Source organism: Sphingobacterium thalpophilum, assembly GCF_901482695.1.
Classification (GTDB): Bacteria; Bacteroidota; Bacteroidia; order Sphingobacteriales; family Sphingobacteriaceae; genus Sphingobacterium; species Sphingobacterium thalpophilum.
In genome coordinates this window covers 2779295-2799716 of record NZ_LR590484.1, presented here as the reverse complement: position 1 = coordinate 2799716, position 20422 = coordinate 2779295, and the positions used below count along the sequence as shown (strand labels likewise).

At 42.4% G+C, this 20422-nt stretch carries 20 protein-coding genes; 10 read left to right on the top strand and 10 right to left on the bottom strand.

What is annotated here, in order from left to right; translation table 11 throughout:
* Nucleotides 1-45: 45 nt before the first annotated feature.
* Entirely contained in the window at nucleotides 46-1233 is a 1188-nt protein-coding gene (locus FGL37_RS11605) for a class I SAM-dependent rRNA methyltransferase (RefSeq protein WP_028070573.1), read from the bottom strand.
* A gap of 231 nt (nucleotides 1234-1464) precedes the next feature.
* Here FGL37_RS11605 and FGL37_RS11600 point away from each other — a divergent pair, with 231 nt between their 5' ends.
* Nucleotides 1465-2235: a hypothetical protein gene (locus FGL37_RS11600; RefSeq protein WP_028070574.1), complete on the top strand. Its 771-nt coding sequence runs from the start codon at nucleotides 1465-1467 to the stop codon at nucleotides 2233-2235.
* A gap of 15 nt (nucleotides 2236-2250) precedes the next feature.
* On the opposite strand, the gene thrC is transcribed toward FGL37_RS11600, so the two are convergent.
* The 3 genes from thrC to thrA all read right to left on the bottom strand — a co-directional run bounded on the left by thrC (nucleotide 2251) and on the right by thrA (nucleotide 7118).
* On the bottom strand, nucleotides 2251-3558 hold the full coding sequence (thrC, locus tag FGL37_RS11595) for a threonine synthase (protein WP_028070575.1): 1308 nt from the start codon (nucleotides 3556-3558) through the stop codon (nucleotides 2251-2253).
* Nucleotides 3559-3644: 86 nt separating this feature from the next.
* Complete coding sequence (locus tag FGL37_RS11590; RefSeq protein WP_028070576.1) at nucleotides 3645-4583, bottom strand: homoserine kinase; 939 nt, start codon at nucleotides 4581-4583, stop codon at nucleotides 3645-3647.
* A gap of 87 nt (nucleotides 4584-4670) precedes the next feature.
* A complete protein-coding gene (thrA, locus tag FGL37_RS11585) occupies nucleotides 4671-7118 on the bottom strand; it encodes a bifunctional aspartate kinase/homoserine dehydrogenase I (protein WP_028070577.1) in 2448 nt (815 codons plus the stop codon).
* 535 nt (nucleotides 7119-7653) lie between these two features.
* Between thrA and FGL37_RS11580 the strand changes: the two genes are divergently transcribed.
* Together FGL37_RS11580 and FGL37_RS11575 are read left to right on the top strand one after the other, a co-directional pair.
* Nucleotides 7654-8238 carry a C40 family peptidase gene (locus tag FGL37_RS11580; protein WP_028070578.1) on the top strand — a complete coding sequence of 195 codons (585 nt, stop codon included), beginning with the start codon at nucleotides 7654-7656 and terminating at the stop codon, nucleotides 8236-8238.
* A gap of 106 nt (nucleotides 8239-8344) precedes the next feature.
* On the top strand, nucleotides 8345-8857 hold the full coding sequence (locus FGL37_RS11575; protein WP_028070579.1) for a phosphoribosyltransferase family protein: 513 nt from the start codon (nucleotides 8345-8347) through the stop codon (nucleotides 8855-8857).
* A gap of 9 nt (nucleotides 8858-8866) precedes the next feature.
* Here the strand turns inward: FGL37_RS11575 and FGL37_RS11570 are convergent, their stop codons facing one another.
* From FGL37_RS11570 to FGL37_RS11550, 5 genes are all read right to left on the bottom strand, one after another.
* A complete protein-coding gene (locus FGL37_RS11570; RefSeq protein WP_051607027.1) occupies nucleotides 8867-10327 on the bottom strand; it encodes a LysM peptidoglycan-binding domain-containing protein in 1461 nt (486 codons plus the stop codon).
* Nucleotides 10328-10506: 179 nt separating this feature from the next.
* Nucleotides 10507-10704 (bottom strand): twin-arginine translocase TatA/TatE family subunit, encoded by a 198-nt coding sequence (gene tatA / locus FGL37_RS11565; protein ID WP_028070580.1) that lies wholly within the window; start codon nucleotides 10702-10704, stop codon nucleotides 10507-10509.
* Nucleotides 10705-10797: 93 nt separating this feature from the next.
* Complete coding sequence (locus FGL37_RS11560; protein ID WP_028070581.1) at nucleotides 10798-12099, bottom strand: murein hydrolase activator EnvC family protein; 1302 nt, start codon at nucleotides 12097-12099, stop codon at nucleotides 10798-10800.
* A gap of 108 nt (nucleotides 12100-12207) precedes the next feature.
* Complete coding sequence (gene lolB1, locus FGL37_RS11555) at nucleotides 12208-13011, bottom strand: lipoprotein insertase outer membrane protein LolB1 (protein ID WP_028070582.1); 804 nt, start codon at nucleotides 13009-13011, stop codon at nucleotides 12208-12210.
* Nucleotides 13001-14722 carry a tetratricopeptide repeat protein gene (locus tag FGL37_RS11550; protein WP_028070583.1) on the bottom strand — a complete coding sequence of 574 codons (1722 nt, stop codon included), beginning with the start codon at nucleotides 14720-14722 and terminating at the stop codon, nucleotides 13001-13003. Before FGL37_RS11550 ends, lolB1 begins: the two co-directional genes overlap by 11 nt.
* Before the next feature lie 235 nt (nucleotides 14723-14957).
* On the opposite strand from FGL37_RS11550, the gene rplM reads away from it, so the two are divergent.
* From rplM to FGL37_RS11520, 6 genes are all read left to right on the top strand, one after another.
* On the top strand, nucleotides 14958-15401 hold the full coding sequence (gene rplM, locus FGL37_RS11545) for a 50S ribosomal protein L13 (protein ID WP_028070584.1): 444 nt from the start codon (nucleotides 14958-14960) through the stop codon (nucleotides 15399-15401).
* A gap of 11 nt (nucleotides 15402-15412) precedes the next feature.
* Nucleotides 15413-15799 (top strand): 30S ribosomal protein S9, encoded by a 387-nt coding sequence (gene rpsI, locus FGL37_RS11540; RefSeq protein WP_028070585.1) that lies wholly within the window; start codon nucleotides 15413-15415, stop codon nucleotides 15797-15799.
* Between the two features lie 18 nt (nucleotides 15800-15817).
* Nucleotides 15818-16615: a 30S ribosomal protein S2 gene (gene rpsB / locus FGL37_RS11535; RefSeq protein ID WP_028070586.1), complete on the top strand. Its 798-nt coding sequence runs from the start codon at nucleotides 15818-15820 to the stop codon at nucleotides 16613-16615.
* Nucleotides 16616-16810: 195 nt separating this feature from the next.
* Nucleotides 16811-17647: a translation elongation factor Ts gene (gene tsf, locus FGL37_RS11530; RefSeq protein ID WP_028070587.1), complete on the top strand. Its 837-nt coding sequence runs from the start codon at nucleotides 16811-16813 to the stop codon at nucleotides 17645-17647.
* Between the two features lie 176 nt (nucleotides 17648-17823).
* On the top strand, nucleotides 17824-18687 hold the full coding sequence (locus FGL37_RS11525) for an SDR family oxidoreductase (RefSeq protein ID WP_138097126.1): 864 nt from the start codon (nucleotides 17824-17826) through the stop codon (nucleotides 18685-18687).
* On the top strand, nucleotides 18688-19512 hold the full coding sequence (locus FGL37_RS11520) for a helix-turn-helix domain-containing protein (protein WP_051607028.1): 825 nt from the start codon (nucleotides 18688-18690) through the stop codon (nucleotides 19510-19512).
* 10 nt (nucleotides 19513-19522) lie between these two features.
* Here FGL37_RS11520 and FGL37_RS11515 read toward each other — a convergent pair whose 3' ends face one another.
* Complete coding sequence (locus FGL37_RS11515; protein WP_138096798.1) at nucleotides 19523-19783, bottom strand: hypothetical protein; 261 nt, start codon at nucleotides 19781-19783, stop codon at nucleotides 19523-19525.
* Nucleotides 19784-19912: 129 nt separating this feature from the next.
* Between FGL37_RS11515 and FGL37_RS11510 the strand changes: the two genes are divergently transcribed.
* Nucleotides 19913-20302, top strand: coding sequence for a hypothetical protein (locus FGL37_RS11510; protein WP_028070590.1), 390 nt, complete (start codon nucleotides 19913-19915; stop codon nucleotides 20300-20302).
* Nucleotides 20303-20422: the final 120 nt, after the last annotated feature.

Here is a 20422-nt window from a genome sequence, read left to right as displayed (position 1 = left end):
GAAAAAGTCGATTTATTTCAATCAACCTATATATCTGCATTTAATTTATAATACACGCACCAATAATCCTTTCAGGTATTCGCCTTCAGGAAAAGATGCCCTGACGGGATGGTCTTCCGGCTGGTGAAATTGTCGGATAAACTGGATTTCTTTGCCAGCATCCAATGCTGCCCAGGCAAGCACTTGTTTGAAAGTATCCATGTCCATAGCGCCTGAACAGGAAAATGTCGCTAATAAGCCTCCGCTCTGCAATAGCATGAGGCCCCGGCGATTCAAATCTTTATACGCACGCGAGGCACGCTCCAAGGCAGAGCGGGATGGTGCATATTTGGGCGGATCAAGTACAATGACATCAAATTTTTCTCCCGCATCAATAAACTTGCGTAACTGCTTATTCACATCCGACAATATCGCTTCATGCCGGCCGGCTCCAAATCCATTTTCAGTTACGTTTTTTTCCAGCGTCTCAATAGCCAACGCGGAACTATCCACCGATATCACCTGCGATGCACCAGCCTTCAGGCTATTCAACGTGAAGCCACCTGAATAGCAAAAGCAATCCAGCACCCGCTTGCCCACGGCATATTGTGCGGCCAGCAATCGGTTTTCCCTCTGGTCACAGTAAAATCCTGACTTCTGTCCATCGATGATATTTACTTTATAATGGATACCGTTTTCGATTACATCAACAAATTCGGGCGGCAGCTCGCCTGACAAAAGTCCATTCGTATCCGGCAACCCTTCATGCTCCCGGGATTTTAAGTCACTTCTTTCATAAATGCCCTTGGGCTTCAACAACGCATTTAATTCCGCTATTATAATTTCTTTGACTCGCTCTACGCCTACAGAATGGACTTGAATGGATATAAAATCTGCATATTTATCGACAATAAGACCGGGAAGAAAATCGGCTTCGGCGAAAACAAGACGTACAGTATTCGTCTCACCATCGGTCAATAGATGCTGCCTCGCCCCAACAGCTTTCCGGATGCGCGTGCGCCACCAGTCAGCATCGATGACCACCTGCGGGTTCCATTCCAGAAGCCGGATCGCCACGCGCGAACTGTTATGAAAGAGTCCATAGGCAATAAACTCGCGTTCGACATTATAAACCCCTACGACTTCGCCGTCGTCAATCTTATCAGATAATGATTTAATAGCGCCAGAAAATATCCAAGGATGCAATTGCCAAGCAGCTTTATCCTTCCCCTTATTCAAATAAACTGATTTCATTGCTGCAAAATTAACTTATTAATTGCAAAACCCCGCTTATTTATTTGTCACAAAAACACGAAAAGAAACAATTATTCTTGTATATTTACAAAATGAATTTAAAACATCTTTTTTTTAACTGCGTGCATTACTTTTACTCTATTTTCCTGTAAAAAATCGGATTCTGAACTGGCAATTAAAAACGAGGAAGATCTTCAGATTGTCGAATACTCTACATTCGAAAAAATCGAGATGAAAGTCAACCAAGAGATTAAAGCCGAACCATATTTTATGGTTGGCTATGGTTATGATGCAAAGGAAAACTTACTCTTTGTCAGTAAAGGACTACGTGCAAAAATCCTTGACACAGAAAAATTAAAGCAATCCTCCTATATTTTCAGAACAACAAGTACGTCCGGAGGAGGAAGAATAAGCGAAGATATCGCAAAAGAGGAGTTATTAAGAAGTCTGAAGTTAAATTTCGATGTTGATAACGAGCCGCTTGCGACGACTGAAACAAATCTATTGACTAACATCCCCGAGGAGAATATTCAATTGACTAATTACTATACCGTCGGATTTCAATATACAACTGTCCACATTGCAGCAGAAGACCAAACATTCCATAATCAGGAATTTAAAAATTTTGTGGCCATGAATAGTCCAGCAGATATTGTAAAGAAATATGGCACCCATCTTATACTAAGCTGTTCTAAAGGAGCATCTGTCAACCTAGTGAAATACGTAGAAAAAAAGACTGTTTTGGAGGATAAACTTGTAAAAGACTGGAAAATCTTGGCATTTGTTTCAGGTGCTGACCTCAAATTATTTGATTTTCATCCCGTAAAGAATACTATTGATGTCAATACATGGCTGGACTCGTTGACCGAAGAAAATGGGGATTTTATAGCCTTCGACAGATATGCTCCTATACCTATTTATAACATAATTTCTGACAAAAACAAAAGTCAGGAACTAAAGAACTATATAGAAAGCTATCTTGGTCAAAAAAAGGGCTCCTAATGGAGCCCTCAGCGTTTAGTTATGGTTGATTAAATATGTTTTGAACGCCTCGAAGTCGACCTTCAACGGTTCCGCTAATTTTTCCTTTCCTTTCAGCGCTTCTGCACCCGCAGGCAATTCTATCTTGGCAAACACTTCATCTTCAATGGCATCCGGAAATTTGCAGGCATGAGCCGTCGACAGAAAAACCGAAGCATATTGGCCAGGATGTTCCTGTGCATATGTTCTGGCACCAAGCCACGCAATCGCAGTGTGCGGACAGGCAATATAATGGCACTCCTTAAACAGGGAATCCATCCCTGCCTTTGTTTCCTCATCGGTAAAAGTATAAGAAGAAATCATGGTTTTTAATTCGCCCAAGCTACCCGAGAACAGGTCCTGAATACGTACCCAATTGCTGGGATTGCCGACGTCCATCGCATTGCTCAATGTCTGAACGGAAGGCTTTGGCTCATACTGACCGGAGGCAAGAAATCGCGGCACAGTATCATTCACATTGGTTGCGGCAACAAAATGCTTGACTGGAAGCCCCATTTTATAAGCCAGCAAACCCGCACCTATATTTCCGAAATTGCCACTTGGCACTGTGAACACCACTTCATCGATTCCTTGTGATCTTAGCTGGGCATACGCGTAAAAATAATAAAAGGTCTGCGGAATTAGCCGGGCAATATTGATTGAGTTGGCTGAAGTCAGTCTTAAAGCCCTATTCAATTCAGCATCGCTGAACGCCTGTTTGACCAAGGTCTGGCAATCATCAAATGTACCGTCTACCTCCAACGCCCTAATATTCTGCCCATTGGTGGTCAGCTGAAGCTCCTGCACATCTGACACCTTACCTTTAGGATATAAAATCGTCACCCGTGTGCCTTCTACCCCCAGAAAACCCAGTGCCACCGCACCGCCCGTATCGCCTGACGTTGCAACAAGCACATCCAGCAATTTATCGTCGGTTTTGGAGAAGTAGCCCATGATACGGCTCATAAACCGTGCTCCAAAATCTTTGAAAGCATACGAAGGACCATGAAACAGCTCGAGCACTGCTGTACGGTCCGTCAGGAATTTGACCGGGGCATCGAAATTAATCGCATCGTCAATGATCTTCTTCAATTCCGGCCGTGGTATATCATTTTCCAAAAGAGCAGAAGCAACCTCCAAAGCGATTTCTTTCAGCGAGTACTGCTGTATGTTCTTAAGGAACAAGGGATCTAACTGCGGAATGTGCTCAGGCATATACAGTCCTTTATCCGCCGGCAATGAGTTAAACACCGCATCTTTAAATGAAACGGCCAATGTCTTATTATTTGTGCTGTAAAATTTCATTTTCTATTTAATTGTATTTGATCCTGTTATCGATCTGAGAATACTCTTTATCTTGTCAGGACATCCTTGATTTTGTTTGGAATAAGCTAATTCAGTACCCTTGGTCCTACGGTATTGACCCGCGACACGTAGCCAAAACTTTCGATATCCATGTTTTTCAAATGCGTCTGGATTTTATCGGCAATGTTTTTGGCGACTTCTTCGTCCTTTGTCATAGCAACAACAGACGGTCCAGACCCCGATATGCCAAAAGCCAGCGCGCCATTCTCCATGGCAATTGCTTTCATCTCATAAAACTCGGGGATCAAAATTGCGCGGGTAGGCTCAATCAGTATATCCTTCATACTCCGGGCAATTAGATCATAATCTTCTTGGAATAAGCCTGCCACTAATCCGGCAATATTTCCCCATTGCGTTACCGCATCTTTTAACAATACCTTATCTTTAATCAGCTGCCTCGCGTCGCGAGTTGGTACATCGACCTGCGGGAATACAACCGCTGCGACCAGCTCCGGAGGAGATGGAATAGAAATCACATCAAGAGGCTGATTTCCTCTGATCAATGTGATGCCACCATATAGCGCCGGTGCCACATTATCGGCATGCCCGGTACCGCAAGCAAGGCGCTCCCCCTCTACGCAGAACGGAAGTAGCTCCTCTTTGGTCAGCGGGTTGCCAAGCATGACATTGATTGCAAAGATACCTGCGACGGTACTCGCCGCACTGGATCCCAGTCCGGATCCTATGGGCATATGCTTATGCAGTTCGATCTCCACGCCTACCTTAGCAGCAATGTTCAGCGCCTGCAGCAAATACTGCACACAGGCCGACACGGTATTTTTGTCAGGGTCAAGCGGTAACCTGCCATCGTCACCTGTAATTTCTTTTATGGTAACGCCCGGCTGTTGCTTGCGTCTCATGATCACTTCGTCACCCGGTTTATCTACCGCGAATCCCAATATATCAAAACCGCAGATCATATTGGCGACAGTTGCCGGCGCGAATACCCGGACCTCGGGTAGCATCTTTTCCAAATGAATTACTTTATCCTTTAGGTACTCCACATTTAAATTATTGCCCATTGCTATTATTCTTATTTTTTCAACCTTGTATTACGCGCCTACATTAACCAGATCTGCAAATACACCTGCGGCGGTCACTTCCGCACCGGCACCAGGTCCTTTCACAACCAACGGACGTTCTTTATAACGCTCTGTTGTAAATGATATGATATTATCACTGCCAGAAAGCGCATAAAAAGGGTGGTTTTCATCGACAAACTCAATTCCAATGGAAACTTTTCCCCCTTCCAGTTTGCCAATATACCGAATGACTTTTTTCTCCCGGGCAGCCTTTGCTTTCATGGCCTCGAAATAGGCATTTTCATTTTGCAGCTCCGTGTAAAAAGCATCAACTGTATCAGCCTGCAAACAGGCCTCAGGCAGAATGGCCCCTAGTTCCACATCCTCTGCCTCAACAGCATAACCAGCATCCCGAGCTAAAATCAGCATCTTTCGCATAAAATCGATACCACCGAGGTCGTCTCTTGGATCTGGTTCGGTATAGCCCAGTTCCTGCGCTTTCTTTACCACATCATAAAAAGAAGCCTCATCTTTGAAATTATTGAAGATATAGGAGATGGTACCCGAAAGAATCGCTTCAATCTTCAATATACGGTCTCCGCTCAACATCAAATCTTTAAGCACCCGCACGATAGGTAAGCCGGCGCCTACATTCGTTTCGTAGAAGAAATCCACGCCATGTCTGTGTGCCGTGTCCCGCAGGGTCTTGTATTGTGCGTACTTGCCAGAATTGGCAATTTTGTTGCAGGTGACGATGGAAATATTCGCTTTAAAAATATCTTCGTAATACGTAGCTGGCAGCTTGCTCGCGGTGTTATCTATAAATACGCAGTTCGGCAAATTAAGTGCTTTCATTTTTTCAATGAACAGTGCCAAATCGGCTTCCGAGCCATTATTTTCCAGCTCTGCTGACCAGCTGCTAAGATTCACACCCTCTGTGTTAAACAACATTTTACGGCTATTGGATATCCCCACCACTTTGATCTCGATATCGTTTTTATCTAAGAGAAAATCGTGTTGTTCCTCCAGTTGTTTGAATAAGGTCGCGCCAATATTACCTGTGCCTATATTGAAGACGTGCAGGGTCTTCTTCAGTTCGGCAAAGAACGCGTCATGCACAGCATTGAGTGCCTTGGCCAGATCTTCTTTACCGATAATCACGGAAATATTGTACTCAGACGAGCCCTGCGCGATTGCACGAACATTGATTCCGTTCCGCCCGAGGGCAGCAAACAAGCGGCCGGACATGCCCGGAGTACGTTTCATATTTTCTCCAACGATGGCCAGCACCGAAAGGTTTTCCTCCACGGCGGGGATTACCAGTTTATTCGCCTGAATTTCCAGTTCAAACTCGATTTCGATCAGCTGGATGGCACGCTTGGCATCAGCGGGATTAACGGCAAAAGTAATGCTATGTTCGGATGACGACTGGGTAATAAGCACGACATTGATTTGCTCTCTGGCCAGCAGGGTAAACAGCCGCCCACTGAAGCCTGATTTGCCAATCATTCCTGAGCCACTTAAATTGATGACAGAAATATCCGATATCGAGGAAATACCTTTTATCGGCAATGAAGTCTTACCGCTGTCAAACTGGATCACTGTACCTGAAAAGTCGGGTTCAAAAGTATTCCGGATGACAATTGGAATTTTTTTGAGGAAAGCCGGGATCATTGTCGGTGGATAGATGACCTTTGCCCCAAAGTATGAAAGTTCCATCGCTTCCGTATAGGAAAGTACAGGAAGTGAAAAAGCTTTTTTAACAATACGCGGATCAGCAGTTAGCATGCCGTTGACATCCGTCCAGATCTCAATGGCAGTGGCATCCAATATAGACCCGAAGATCGCTGCAGTATAGTCTGACCCACCACGGCCTAAAGTGGTGATCCGCCCGTTTTCATTACTACCAATAAATCCAGTGACAAATAACAGCTTATCGCCATGTGTTATATAGAGAGACTTGATGAGCTGCTCCGTCAGGACTTCATTTAAATGGGCATTGCCAAAATTGGAATCTGTCTTCACATAATGGGAAGCATCGACAAATAAAGATTCAGGAATATATTGCTCCATGACCTTAGAGACCATATAATTGGAGCAACGTTCACCATAGCTAATAATCAAATCTTTGCTCTGGTTACTCAGCTCCCGAAGTGCAAAGATTCCTTGGAGTAGATCTTCAATTTCATTAAAAAATAGCTTAAGTTTAGTAAAGACCGGATTCTGGTACTTGACCGCCAATAACTCCTTTACTACGGTAAAATGTTTATCTTCCAGCAATTTAAGACCCTCCGAAAAGGCTTTGCCTTCTGAAGCATCTTCTGCCAATTGAGTCAACAAATTGGTCACACCAGACATTGCCGATAAAACGACCAAAGGTTTTTCCTTCGCCTCATAAGACTTCTTGACTATGCTGAGGACGGCTTTGAGACTTTCTACTGTACCGACTGAAGTTCCTCCAAATTTTAAAACTTTCATACTGATTTATACCTGTTTGTTTGAGTTGATTTTAAGTGAAAAAAAAAGCGCTTTCCCATCTGGAGGAAAGCGCTTCGAAATATTGTGTCTACAATTATATACAATGAAACTATTTCCTCCTGAGTCTTATCCCGGTGGTAATAATAATCGTTGTAATAATTGAATTTGTAATCATCGCATTTATTTTTGTGCTGTAAATATAGAACAAATATTATCACATTACCAAAGAAAATTAATATTTTTTTTAAGATTCACAAAAAAAGCATGTCCGCGCTATCATCATCGTACTTAGACTTCTTTCGGCTTGTAGTTAAGGAACTACATTTTGCAGCTGTTCGTCGACAAAAAAACAAACTCGTGTCAGATCCAATAAGGGTGTTTGGAAAGATGTTAAAATTGTTAAAGTTTCGTTAAATAGCGTAAAAAAAATTTGACCCTAAACTGATATTGTATTATATTCGCAACAGTGCTGTCCAAAATAGATGACAGTACCAATGAATTGCAAAGGTTAAATGTTGTACAAAAAAGCGATTTAATGAAAACAAAGAAATTTATAGCGTCATTGCTATTTATCGGCTTATGTCTAGTGTCGCAGGCACAAACCAACAGAAACGCCAAACCGGAATCAGATCCGGACAACCTCGCCAAAGAATACTTCTCACAAATCATGGGTGTCGCAGTCTCGGCAACCACAAATACAAAACTTTATCAATTTGTCTACGAATGGTTAGGTACGCCTTACCGTCTTGGCGGAGATTCGAAAAGAGGCATTGACTGCTCTAAATTTTCTTATGAATTATATGACAAGGTGTTTAATACAACACTAGGTTATAATAGCCGCAACCAATATTCGCAGGTAAAGACTGTTGACAAAAATGAGTTGAAAGCAGGTGATCTGGTATTCTTCAAAATCAGAAGCAGAAACATTACGCATGTTGGCGTTTATATCGGGGATAACAAATTTGCCCATGCATCATCCAGCAAAGGCGTAATGATCAGCAATCTGAATGAACCATATTGGAGACGTTATTATTATAATGGCGGCCGTCTGCCTGAAGATAACAACAAAACGCTCACGGCAGAGATATTGAAAGCTGAAAAAGACAATAAGCTGAACTAAAGATCAGCTTGATCATATAAAAAAAGTCCAAAGCTTTAACTGGCTCTGGACTTTTTTTATACAATTTAATATCCTATTTTTACCCCATAATCATTGAAATACGACTATGTCTTCGAAGAAAACGCTCATCTTAAATAAAGAACAAATAAAACAGAAATCAATCCGTATTGCCTATCAAATTTTAGAAGACAATTTTGAAGATGAAACACTGGTTTTAGTTGGAATTGCCGATAGAGGATACGTGTTTGCACAGCGTCTCAAAGCGATTTTACAGGACATTTCTGATAAGGAGATCCTGCTGATCAAAGTGACCATGAAAAAAACAAGCCGTTCTCTGAATGCCAGCACAGATTTACCTGTAGAGATGGCCAAGGACAAAACCATTATCTTAGTTGACGATGTCTTAAATAGTGGCAGAGCACTGGCTTATGGCCTGGGGGTATTCTTAAATGTTCCGCTAAAGAAAATGAGAACGGCAGTCTTGATTGACAGAAGCCATCATAAATTCCCGATATTCAGTGACTACTATGGCACCAAATTATCCACTATTCTCAAGGAACATGTCACTGTTACGTTAGAAGAATTTGACAAGGAAGAAGATGCAGCGTGGTTGGTTTAGACCATGTTGCTATTTCTTTGATACCTTCAATTTCATTCCCGGCTTAATACGGCTTCCGCTTAAATTGTTATCCCGTTTGAGCCGGCTCAGTGGCACTCCGTTTTTCTGAGCAATCTGAGAGAGGCTGTCTCCTTTCTTAACCGTATAATATGCTGTACGGGAATTTTGCTGTTGCTGCTTCTTAACCGATTTTTCCGTCTTCTGCGCTAATTTTGTACTGACAAAATTGTCTTCCTTTTTAATGAGTAAAGGTTGCCCGGGCACAACTTTATCGCCTCGTAGATTGTTCCATGACTTTAGATCCTGCACCGAAACCTCAAATTTATCAGCAATGCTGGCAAAGGTCTCTCCCACCTTTACTTTATATTTTCTATCCTTTAGCAGCGGTTCAGGCGCAACATTGGCATGCTGCACGATTGTGGTAGATACCGGTGTATTGAGTGCCGCATACAATTCTTCTATGGCTATTTTCCTGTCTACCACCGGCAGGACCAGTCGCAGGGGAGCTTCCTCAGTCCCGTTTATAACATACTTTTTACAGCTGGGATTCAGGGCACGGAGGCTCTCTTTGGATACTTGCAACGCGTCCGCAATCTGGTTTAATGAAATGCGCTTATTGACTTCCAGTACCTGTGTGCGTAAGGAGAGCGCAGTCTCCGCAGCGCTGATATCGTTTTCTTCTGCATATTTCATCGCATAGGTCATTGCGATGAACTTGGGAATGTAGTTTTGCGTCTGCTGGGTTAGGTAGGGCGCAATATCCCAGAAAGTTGGCTTTTCTTTTCCCGAACGTTGGATAGCCCTGCCAACTGCGCCCTTGCCACCATTATAGGAAGCGATAGCCAAAAGCCAATCGCCATATTCTTGATAAGCCTCTTTCAATATTTTAGCGATAGCATAGCTGGAAGCAACAGGATCCATACGTTGGTCCGTATAACTATCGACAGTCAGATTATAAGTTTTGGCTTCGTAGTACATCAATTGCCATAATCCCGTTGCTCCGGCACTTGAAATGTCTTTGGGGTTTAGCGAGGATTCGACAACGCTCAGATATTTGAGTTCTCTCGGCACACCGACCTCATCAAGAATGCGGTCAAAAATGGGGAAATAGTATTGTCCGAGCCCCATCATTTGACACATATACGGGTTATAGTTGCGCGAAGTATACTTATCGATGAGTTCTTTTACGCGAGGGGAGTAATCCAGAGGCACCTCCCGTTCGATCGCTTTGAGTTTTCGAACCAGCTGTACTTCTTCGTCTGTAATGGTGACGTCTTCCTGCTGGTTGCTACCTGAAGATTTTAAGCTATCCAGATATTGATAGATTTCCTGTTTTTCTTTTTCAATCCGTTCTTGGATGATGTGATGAGTAGCCTCTCTCATGCCATCTACAGCGCTTTCCTGAGCCGTGAGCGGCAGGACATAGCACAGCCCTCCTAGTAATGAAATTAACCTCTGTTTACCGATCATAAATTTACTGTTAATCCAGGTCTGATTTCCCTTTTAAAAATCAACATTAATTTAAACGTCCAGATATGGATTTTAGTATAAACTGGTTTTTTGACCTATATCAACAGGTCCAACAATAAAACAAAATACGATTTCGTTCCTCACAAAATCGTATCAATGTCTTATAGGGATTGAATCCCTTATTTATTATCTTCTACTTCAGGTTTCTTTTCAGGAGAAGACTCATCTTTCTGGCCTTCTTTAAACTCTTTCACCCCTTTACCCAATCCGCGCATCAATTCAGGAATCTTCTTGCCACCAAACAATAGTAACAATATTACTACAATGACAATTAATTCTTGCCCCCCGATTCCCATGATCAATAATGATGTTGACATAACTATAATTTCTTGTTTTTCAATTCTTTTAAACTAAATCTTTTCTCTCTCTTTACAAATGTAATGATAATTATTAAATATAGTAATTATTTCTTATCTCGCCAACCAGGACATCGGATTGAGCGGAGTCGACCCCTGATAAACCGAGAATTCAATCAAAGGTACCCCCGTATCCGAATCCACATCAGCAGTACCGATCGACTGTCCAGTACTTACTTTCTGTCCTTTCGACACATTTACACTTGCGAGATTATTGTACACCGTAAAGTACTCACCATGTTTGACCATAACAATTCGTTGTCCATACATAGTCAGAACACTACTTACTTCGCCGGCAAACACTGCTTTTACCGCAGCCCCATTGGAGGTTTGTATTTTTACTGAAATGTGTTCCACATTGACATTTCGCCCTACACTCTCGCCTCCAAACTCCTGCATGATGCGTGCATTGGACACCGGCCAAGGCAATCTTCCCCTGTTGGATCTAAAGTCATTGGAGAGCCTAACTGCCTCAGGCGTACTACGGAGTGCTTCAGAATCGGTCATCCTCGAACTACCCTTCGTGTTTGTACTTTTACCTTTCGAAGCATTGGATTCATCCGTTTTTTTGTTTCGCGCAGCAGCAGCCTCGGCAGCACGTCGGGCGGCTTCCGCCCTTCTCCTTTCGGCTTCGATTTCTCTTCGAATGATCTCCTTGATCGCAGCATTGATACGCCTTTCTTCTTTCTGCTTCTGTGTGATATCCTTCTTAACACCCCGTTCGGTCACAATCAGGTCACTCAACTGATCCGAGTAAACCGCACGTTGCTGCGATATGGTCCGCTTTTCATTTTCCTGTTCTTTCAGCAAAGCCACCTGCTTATTACGGTCTGCCTGCAATTGTGCTATTTTTTGTTCGATCTGTTTCTTTGTTTTCTCGATATCCGCAGCCTTTAATTTTCTGGAATCATTGAATTGCTGCAAATATTTGACGCGCCTGAACCCCTGATTAAAGTCTTTCGAGGCAAAGATGAACATCAGTTTGTTATAGGCATTCCGGTTACGGAAGGCAAACATGATCATCTTTTCGTAATCACGTTTCATCTTCTCCAGTTCTGCTTTCAACTTATTGACAGAAGCTGTGTTTGCGTTTATATGCCTGTTGATCACCGCTACTTCCGCCGTAATCGTATTGATCTTTTGTTCTCGCAGGTTGATCTGTTTGCTCAATGCAGACACCTGCTGCTGTGTCAACGATTTTTCTTTTGCAATCTCTCTAACTGTTTTTTGCAATTCAGCAATCTCACGGGTGAGTTTTTCGCGCTGTTTCTCCAGTTCAGCACGGGTCTGTGCAGAAGAAATCCCCACCATCAAAAGGAATGCTATTATACTGAATATCGTCTTCTTAAAATTCATTTACAATACTGTTTATTTAATGTTTGCCCAATCTGTAACCCCGTTATTTTCATCCAAAAGCGCAAACTAAATGCGAAAGTAATAAATCTAACGGAAAATAGATAAATCTCATCGGACTACTTTGTAACGCGATGATACGGAAAACGGCATTTCGACCGGTTCGTTAAACGTCACTTTATTAAAACTGATTTGTGTTTTTATCTCTTGTCTTCCATCGGAAATGATCAATTTGAGCAACATCGGAAATTCCTGATCAGCAGCGACGGCATATTCGCCATAATTGGCTTCGAGCAGCTGTCTTTTTGCCGGCTGTGACAGCCTGAACTGATAGGGACGGTTGTTATTGTTGAGCTTATACAAGAAATCCAGTTCGTTCAGCCTTCCGTCCAACTGTACCGAACTGGGATCTTGGCTAAAATTTACACGGTCTATATCTGAAAGCAGATTGGTGGAGAGGTTGGCCAGCAGTAAGTCCTGCAGATTGCCAAAAGTAAGATCCGGACTTGCAAAACGGTACAAATAATCAAATGGTTTGACGATATATTCGCCCTCAAATTTGTTCAGGATCTGCACGCTGTCCGGTGTAATCAGGAGGCGGGCCACCTCGATCCCCAAAGTAGCCGTAACAGAAATCCAGATTTTCCTGTCTTTTTCTATTCGGATATTGGAGGTGACGTCGTAGTTATCTTTACCCAGATCGAGCCGCATCTTTGCTTTCCCGGAAAAAGTCGTATAGTCCAGGTTTGTCAGCAAGAGATTACGGAGTGTATTCTTTTTTGCTTCGCGCGTATTATCCTTGACCACCAACTCGTTTTCAGACTTAAGTTCGGCCTCTTTCAGCAGTTTTTTTTTCGAACTGCAGGAAGCAAACAGAAGAATCATAATTCCGGCACAAACAACTTTATTCCACATAACTTTTTGTCTCAATCTTCTTTTTCAATTTCTGTTTACTTTCGTCCGAATCAGGCCCTTTTTCCATGGCCAGATTCCAATGTTTGACAGCATCAGCTGTTTTTCCCAGCTTCGCCAGAATATCTCCATAATGCTCCAGTAGCACTGCACTGGGTGGATTGGTATTCTTCATTGCTTTTTGGATCCATACCAAGGCATCCTCATACTTACCGTCAGCAAAAAGGACCCATGCGTAGGTATCTTCAAAAGTGCCGTTGTTGGGCTGCAGCGTTGTGGCCATCGCCGCATACTTCGCAGCTTCATCCAGCCGTTCCTTTCTTAACGATAAATAATAGGCTAAATTGTTCATCGCCGTAACATTTGTGCTATCCAGCCGGATGGCTTCCATATAAGCGGCATCCGATGCCTTATGCATCTTTAGCGTATTGTAGATATCGCCTAACCCAGCATAAATGTTAGCCTGCAGGAAAGGTGTTTCCTCCTGCGCATTATTGAGCGCAGCTTCCATAAATTTACGGCTATTTTCCGTATCCTTCTTCATTAAGTAGGCCATACTGGTAAAATAGAGTATTGTTGGATTATTCGCAACGTAATGCAGCGCTTCGGCGCCATGGGCAATAGCCTGATCAAACTCTCCCTTATCCATATCCAAGCTCATCAGCATGCGCCATGCATCAATCTGATACGGATTGACACTGACTGCCACCGCCAGCGAGCTCTGAGCCGCTGTCTTGTCGTCATTCAACCAAAGTACCTGTCCCTTGGCCATGTGGCTTTCTGCAATCCGGGGATGTACTTCAACAAGGACATTTGCCAGATCCAGGAGCTGAGCATTTGTATACGGGCTTTTTGGTCCCAACAGCGTCATCATAATTCTGTTTTTGTCACCAAAATCAACCTTTTTAGACTGGAACCCTTTTTTGAGCGCCTCAAAAGACAGTTTGAGTTTTTTGTCAAACCGGTATAAATCAGCCAAGTCAAAATAGAGAAAATCTTCCTGTGTATTCTGGATTCCTTTATTGATATATTCCAGGGCGAGTTTCGAATTCTTGGAGAGGTTATAGGCCTGTGCCAATTGCCCGTAGACCTGCGGGAGGCCCGTTCCTTTGTCGGCCCATGGTTTTAGCATCGCGATCACAGTCTTGTAATCTCCCGCATCATTTAATAGCACACTGCCCACCATATCTAATGTATCGGAAGCAGGGCTGATTTCCTTAGTGCTATTAAAATAGGTTAGTGCAGCATCTTTATAACCTCCATTAAAAAGGAGCATAATCCGCTCCCGTTTTAAGGAAGCAGTATTGTTATCATCAATATCGATAAGTTTATCTAAATAGATCAATGCGCTATCCGCGTCATTTTTACTTTTAAACGCGTCTACGGCGAAGCTCAGGTATTCGGGTTTTGCCTGGATGTCCAGCGCCTCTTTGATGGCTTCAATGGCAGCGGTCTGGTTGCGCATCTGTGCGAAAAGTATCGCCTTTGTGAAATAGATCTCGTCAGCCTGGGGATAGTCGGCAAGGATTGCATCCAAGGAATCCAGGCCGGGCCCTATCTTCCCCTGTTTCAGCATTTCCTGTACATTTTTGAATCGGCCATCATAAGGTTTGCCTTTTTTTTCTACCGATTGCGCCCGCAGCCCATTTACTATACCAACGAAAAATATAACAAAACTTAAAAAAACTCGCTTAGCTAAAAAATTCAATCTCATCTACTTCCGCTAAATAATTAAAAATTCTTCCTGCAATATACTAACTAATGTAACAATATTCAGTCCCGGAAGTTGTAAAAATATTGAGATCGGCATGCTGAGCGGAAAATTATGCTCGTTTCCAACAAAATAAGTAAAATAGATTTTAAAATATAGAATAATAGATGTACCTTTGCAGACCCTTGTGATAAGGGTGAGATTAAGAACTTTTTAATAATTATTTAAACAAAAGCAAGTGAATACGTTAAGTTACAAAACTGTCTCTGCCAACAAGAACACCGTTAACAAAGAGTGGATCGTTGTTGACGCTGAAGGAGAGATTTTGGGGCGCTTGGCGAGCAACATCGCGAAAGTAATTCGTGGTAAGCACAAGCCAACATTCACCCCACACGTAGACTGTGGAGATAATGTGATCGTTATCAATGCAGACAAAGTTAGATTGACAGGAAACAAATTGGGCGACAAAGTTTACGTTCGTTACACAGGATATCCAGGTGGACAGCGTTTTGTTTCTCCAAAAGAGTTAATGGCTAAATTCCCTGAGCGCATCATCGAAAAAGCTGTGCGTGGTATGCTTCCTAAAAACCGTTTAGGTCGTCAATTATTTAAAAACCTTTACGTTTATGCTGGTACTGAGCACAAACATGAGGCACAAAATCCAAAACCAGTTAAATTTTAAGGAGAATCGTCATGTCAACAACTAACACTTCAGGAAGAAGAAAAACTGCTGTTGCCCGCATTTACTTAACTGCTGGTAGCGGAAACATTATCATAAACGGTAAAGACTACAAAGAGTATTTCCCAACATTACCTTTGCAATACATCGCTACACAATCATTGAATGTAGCTGGTGAATTAGCAAACTTTGATGTAAAAGTAAACGTTAACGGAGGTGGTGTTAAGGGTCAGGCTGAAGCTGTTCGCTTAGCGATCGCAAAAGCGTTGATTGAACTTAACCCAGAAGTTAAACCTGCATTGCGCGCTAAAGGTTTAGTAACACGTGATGACCGTATGGTTGAGCGTAAGAAACCAGGACGTCGTAAAGCTCGTAGAAGATTCCAATTCAGTAAACGTTAATCAAAGGAGGATCAAAAAATGGCAAGAACTACTTATCAAGATTTATTGGATGCAGGTGTGCACTTTGGTCACCTTACACGTAAATGGGATCCGAAAATGGCTAAGTACATTTTCATGGAGCGCAACGGTATCCACATCATTGACTTGAACAAAACTCTTACGAAATTAGAGGAAGCTGCTTCAGCTATCAAACAAATCGTAAAATCAGGTCGTAAAGTTTTATTCGTAGCTACGAAAAAACAAGCAAAAGAAATCATCGCACAACAAGCGAAAGAGGTTAACATGCCTTTCGTTACTGAGCGTTGGTTAGGTGGTATGCTTACTAACTTCGCTACAGTTCGTAAGTCTATCAAAAAAATGTCTAACATCGACAAAATGCAAAAAGATGGTACTTATGATGTACTATCTAAAAAAGAGAAGTTGATGATTCAACGTGAGCGTGTTAAATTAGAAAACCTTTTGGGAGGTATTGCTGATCTAAACCGTTTACCAGCTGCTTTATTCATCATCGATGTGAAAAAAGAACACATCGCTGTTTCTGAAGCAATGAAATTGAACATCCCTACTTTTGCGATGGTAGATACAAACTCTGATCCTTCAAACATTGATTTCCCAATCCCTGCAAACGACGACGCTAGCAAATCGATTAGCTTAATCGCAAGCATCATTGGTCAAGCGATCCAAGAAGGTTTGGACGAGCGCAAACGCGATAAAGAAGAAGAAGCTGAAAAAGATGCAGCAGCTGCGAAAGCAAAAGCTGACAATGGTGAAGCTTCAGAAGCTAAACGTCCTCGCAAAGCGAAAGACGGCGAATAATATTTTTATTCCAAACCGGATAGCGTAGCGTTAGTTTCTGGAAAAGATTACTTTTCTTGAACTAGCCTATCTGTCCGGTTTTTTGGTTTAACAGCTCTTTTCTATCAAGGAATGTTAAACTTCATATTAGCTTAACCTAATTTAAGTTAATATTGTACAATTTTCAGTAGTAAACAATAATAAAAAGAAATAAACATGTCAGTACAAATTTCTGCATCAGATGTAAACAAATTGCGTCAACAAACTGGCGCTGGTATGATGGATTGTAAAAAAGCTTTGGTTGAATCTAACGGCGATTTCGAAGCTGCTGTGGATTACTTGCGCAAAAAAGGTGCAAAAGTAGCTGCTAGCCGTCAAGATCGCGACTCCAACGAAGGTGTTATCATTGCCAAAGCTACTGCTGATGGTAAATCAGGTATCGTAGTGGAAGTAAACTGTGAAACTGACTTCGTCGCTAAAAACGCTGATTTCGTAGCTTTCGCAGAGAAAATCGCAGACCTAGCATTAAATAGCAAACCAGCTTCTCTAGAAGAATTAAAAGGACTGGAACTTGATGGTAAGAAGATCGCTGATGCTCTGATCGAGCAAACTGGTGTAATCGGAGAAAAAATTGACGTTTCTAAATACGAGACAATTGCTGCAGAAAAAGTGATCGCTTATATCCACGGTAACTACCGTCTAGGTGTATTGGTAGGTCTTTCAGCTGATGCAGCTGGTGCTGAAGAAGCTGGTAAAGACGTTGCGATGCAAATCGCTGCAATGAACCCTATTGCTATCGATAAAGACGGGGTTGACCAGCATACTATCGACCGCGAAATTGCCATCGCTAAAGAGCAAATCATTGCTGAAGGTAAACCTGCTGAAATGGCTGAGAAAATCGCTCAAGGTAAATTGAACAAATTCTTCAAAGATACAACTTTGTTGAACCAGGAATTCGTCAAAGATTCTTCTAAAAACATTGCTCAATTCTTGGATTCAGTAGCTAAAGGATTAACAGTAACTGCTTTCAAACGCGTTCAATTAGGTGCGTAAGCCCATTGAAAATTCGCTATAGGATAGATGACAGGGACTTTTTAGTCCCTGTTTTTTTTTGAAAATACCTAATTGATTAACTACTCACCGCTGTCGACTTTTTCATACGGTAGCTTCCATTTTCATCCGATTTTGTGTAACTTGATCTTATACTAAAACGACGCTGTATTATGGGCATGCTAAAAGACAATGCATTAAAAGGAAAACGCATATTAATTACCGGCGGAGGTACAGGGCTCGGAAAAGCGATGACCAACTATTTTTTGGAATTGGGAGCTTCCTGTCTGATCACGAGCCGTAAAGACGAAGTCATCCAACACACCGCAGAAGAATTGGCTGCCAAGCATCAGGCCAGCTGTCTGGCCATCGCAGGCGATGTGCGTAACTATGAAGATGTCGAACGCGTCGTATCCTATGGTTATGAGCAGTTGGGCGGCATCGATGTCTTAATTAATAATGCCGCAGGAAATTTTATATCCCCTACCGAACGGTTGAGCCACCGTGCTTTTGAATCCGTAATCGGAATCGTACTCCAGGGGAGCATCAACTATACCCTCGCCCTTGGCAAACGTTGGATCCAAAACAAAGAGCAGAACAAAAGCATACTCAATATAGTGACGACTTATGCATGGACAGGTTCGGCATACGTAGTCCCATCGGCTACGGCCAAAGCTGGAGTGCTCGCCATGACCCGCTCTCTCGCTGTTGAATGGGGCAAGAAAGGGATTCGTTTAAACGCCATTGCGCCAGGCCCATTCCAGACCTCTGGAGCTATGGAACGCCTACTGCCCGGCGAGCTGAGCGAGCTACTATCGCCGGCCAAACGCATTCCACTGGGGCGCTTGGGCAAACTGGAGGAACTCGCAGATCTTTCCGCTTACCTCGTTTCGGATTATTCGAGCTATATCAATGGGGAAGTCATCACAATCGACGGGGGCGAATGGTTAAAAGGTGCCGGGGAATTTAACGGGCTGGATATCATTCCCGAAGCACAATGGGATGATATCGAGAAAATGACCAGAAATGCAAAAAGCACCTAAATGATGAACACCTCCTTCCGCGCCGAAAGAATCAAACACAAGCAAAAAGTAAATCTCAGCGAGCAGGGGTTTGACTTTGCGCTGGCCTATATTTCCAAAGGTGCCCTGGAAGCAAAAGCCCACGGGCTAAAATTCACGGAGCAAAACCTTCTTTTCCTCAGCACTAATTCACTGGGGCTGGAAACCAAAAAAGATACTGTCGTATTCATTTTATACTTCTCTGCATGCTATTTTAGGGATTTACACCACGTACAACAAAATTTCTGCTTATCTCACACACCTCCAGAGATCTTCCGTTCAACGACGTTGTTGAATAAAAGTCTTTCCCTAAAAAAGGAAAATCGAAAATTGGTCGAAAAAGTACTGGCCTTGATCTTCCAGCAATCCGCTCATGAAAATAACAGGACTTCTACGTTTATCTTCCACCAGATCATGTCCTTATTTGCCTTAATAGAAGGTATATTGAAAGATCTCGAGCTTCCAGTTCACCAATCCTATGGGCTATCACAGGAAATCGAGACCTATATACAACATAACATTTACTTTCCGGATCGCTTGCAGATTAAACAAATCGCTGGGCAATTTCAGATCTCCGCGAATTATTTTGGCGCTTTTTTCAAGAAAAAATACCTAAAGAGCTACAAGTGCTATATTGATGAGATGCGGATCCAGCTTATCGAAGAACGGCTGGCATCACCGCGATACACGATGAGGCAGATTGTCGATGAACTGGGTTTCAACGATGAAAGTCACCTAACTAACTTTTATAAGAAAAAAAGGCATATGACTCCCAGTGTTTACAGAAGATCACGAAATACGGGCTAAACAAATATCCTTAATGTTCGAGCTGCACCACCCCATTGATATCATTGTTTAAGGATCGTCGGATAGCTTCTTCCAGCACAAGAATTTTGTGGCCTTTTAACTTACTATCTTCTGCACGGACGAAAGCTTCATTAATATTGGTGAAGGACTCCAATTTCAGGGGTAAATAAATCGGATTCTCATCTGTAGCACTACCAATGGTCAATAGGATATTATATCCCTGAAGATGTAGGCTTTGTAAAGTTTGATAATTTAGACGCTTGAAAATCATAATGGCCAAGATTTTATGGTTAAAACAAAAATCCTGGTGCTTTGTTTTTAGTATCCTGATTTTTATGTTGTATGCAAAACTTTTTTTCAATACCATCTGTTTTATTGACAGAGGTAAAATTGAAAGACCATGGCGAAGACAGAAGATAAAAAAAACAACGGAAAAGTCGAAGAGGATTATCCGGATATGGAGCAGAATCTCGCTTATAACGAGGAAGAAGATAGTTACGAAATGGATGTCGACGGCGATGATCCCGACTATGACCATCCTGCAAATTACGACACCCTTTCCGAAGGCGCTGTAGACGATGATTCTACTTATGACGATTCGAATCCCTTTGTTGGCGACGAGTATGCTGACCCGGAAGAGCTTAAAGAAGACGAGCTCAGTGAATCGCATATGCGAATCGCATCCTTTAGTCACGAGCGCTTATCTCCACTCGACAAAAAACTGGCGGAGAACGAGGAAGATTTACGGGATGACCTTGATGAAGAAGGATATCCTAAAAACGACAGGTAGTTTTCCAAAATATAACACTAGCATGAGGAGCCCGAGGGCTCCTTTGCTTTGTATAGGATAAAGTTTCCTATATCCTTCAAAAAAACATAGGAAACATCCAGACTAATTATCGGTTTAACG

Coding starts and splice junctions, on each gene's coding strand:
- FGL37_RS11520 (WP_051607028.1), top strand. CDS start 18,688: ATGATGAACACCTCCTTCCGCGCCGAAAGAATCAAACACAAGCAAAAA.
- lolB1 (WP_028070582.1), bottom strand. CDS start 13,011: ATGTGGAATAAAGTTGTTTGTGCCGGAATTATGATTCTTCTGTTTGCT.
- thrA (WP_028070577.1), bottom strand. CDS start 7,118: ATGAAAGTTTTAAAATTTGGAGGAACTTCAGTCGGTACAGTAGAAAGT.
- rpsI (WP_028070585.1), top strand. CDS start 15,413: ATGTCAACAACTAACACTTCAGGAAGAAGAAAAACTGCTGTTGCCCGC.
- FGL37_RS11570 (WP_051607027.1), bottom strand. CDS start 10,327: ATGATCGGTAAACAGAGGTTAATTTCATTACTAGGAGGGCTGTGCTAT.
- rpsB (WP_028070586.1), top strand. CDS start 15,818: ATGGCAAGAACTACTTATCAAGATTTATTGGATGCAGGTGTGCACTTT.
- FGL37_RS11515 (WP_138096798.1), bottom strand. CDS start 19,783: ATGATTTTCAAGCGTCTAAATTATCAAACTTTACAAAGCCTACATCTT.
- tatA (WP_028070580.1), bottom strand. CDS start 10,704: ATGTCAACATCATTATTGATCATGGGAATCGGGGGGCAAGAATTAATT.
- FGL37_RS11580 (WP_028070578.1), top strand. CDS start 7,654: ATGAAAACAAAGAAATTTATAGCGTCATTGCTATTTATCGGCTTATGT.
- FGL37_RS11590 (WP_028070576.1), bottom strand. CDS start 4,583: ATGCTACCCGAGGTCCGGGTATTCGCGCCGGCAACTGTCGCCAATATG.
- FGL37_RS11605 (WP_028070573.1), bottom strand. CDS start 1,233: ATGAAATCAGTTTATTTGAATAAGGGGAAGGATAAAGCTGCTTGGCAA.
- FGL37_RS11575 (WP_028070579.1), top strand. CDS start 8,345: ATGTCTTCGAAGAAAACGCTCATCTTAAATAAAGAACAAATAAAACAG.
- FGL37_RS11550 (WP_028070583.1), bottom strand. CDS start 14,722: ATGAGATTGAATTTTTTAGCTAAGCGAGTTTTTTTAAGTTTTGTTATA.
- FGL37_RS11600 (WP_028070574.1), top strand. CDS start 1,465: ATGAAAGTCAACCAAGAGATTAAAGCCGAACCATATTTTATGGTTGGC.
- FGL37_RS11510 (WP_028070590.1), top strand. CDS start 19,913: ATGGCGAAGACAGAAGATAAAAAAAACAACGGAAAAGTCGAAGAGGAT.
- thrC (WP_028070575.1), bottom strand. CDS start 3,558: ATGAAATTTTACAGCACAAATAATAAGACATTGGCCGTTTCATTTAAA.
- tsf (WP_028070587.1), top strand. CDS start 16,811: ATGTCAGTACAAATTTCTGCATCAGATGTAAACAAATTGCGTCAACAA.
- FGL37_RS11525 (WP_138097126.1), top strand. CDS start 17,824: ATGCTAAAAGACAATGCATTAAAAGGAAAACGCATATTAATTACCGGC.
- FGL37_RS11560 (WP_028070581.1), bottom strand. CDS start 12,099: ATGAATTTTAAGAAGACGATATTCAGTATAATAGCATTCCTTTTGATG.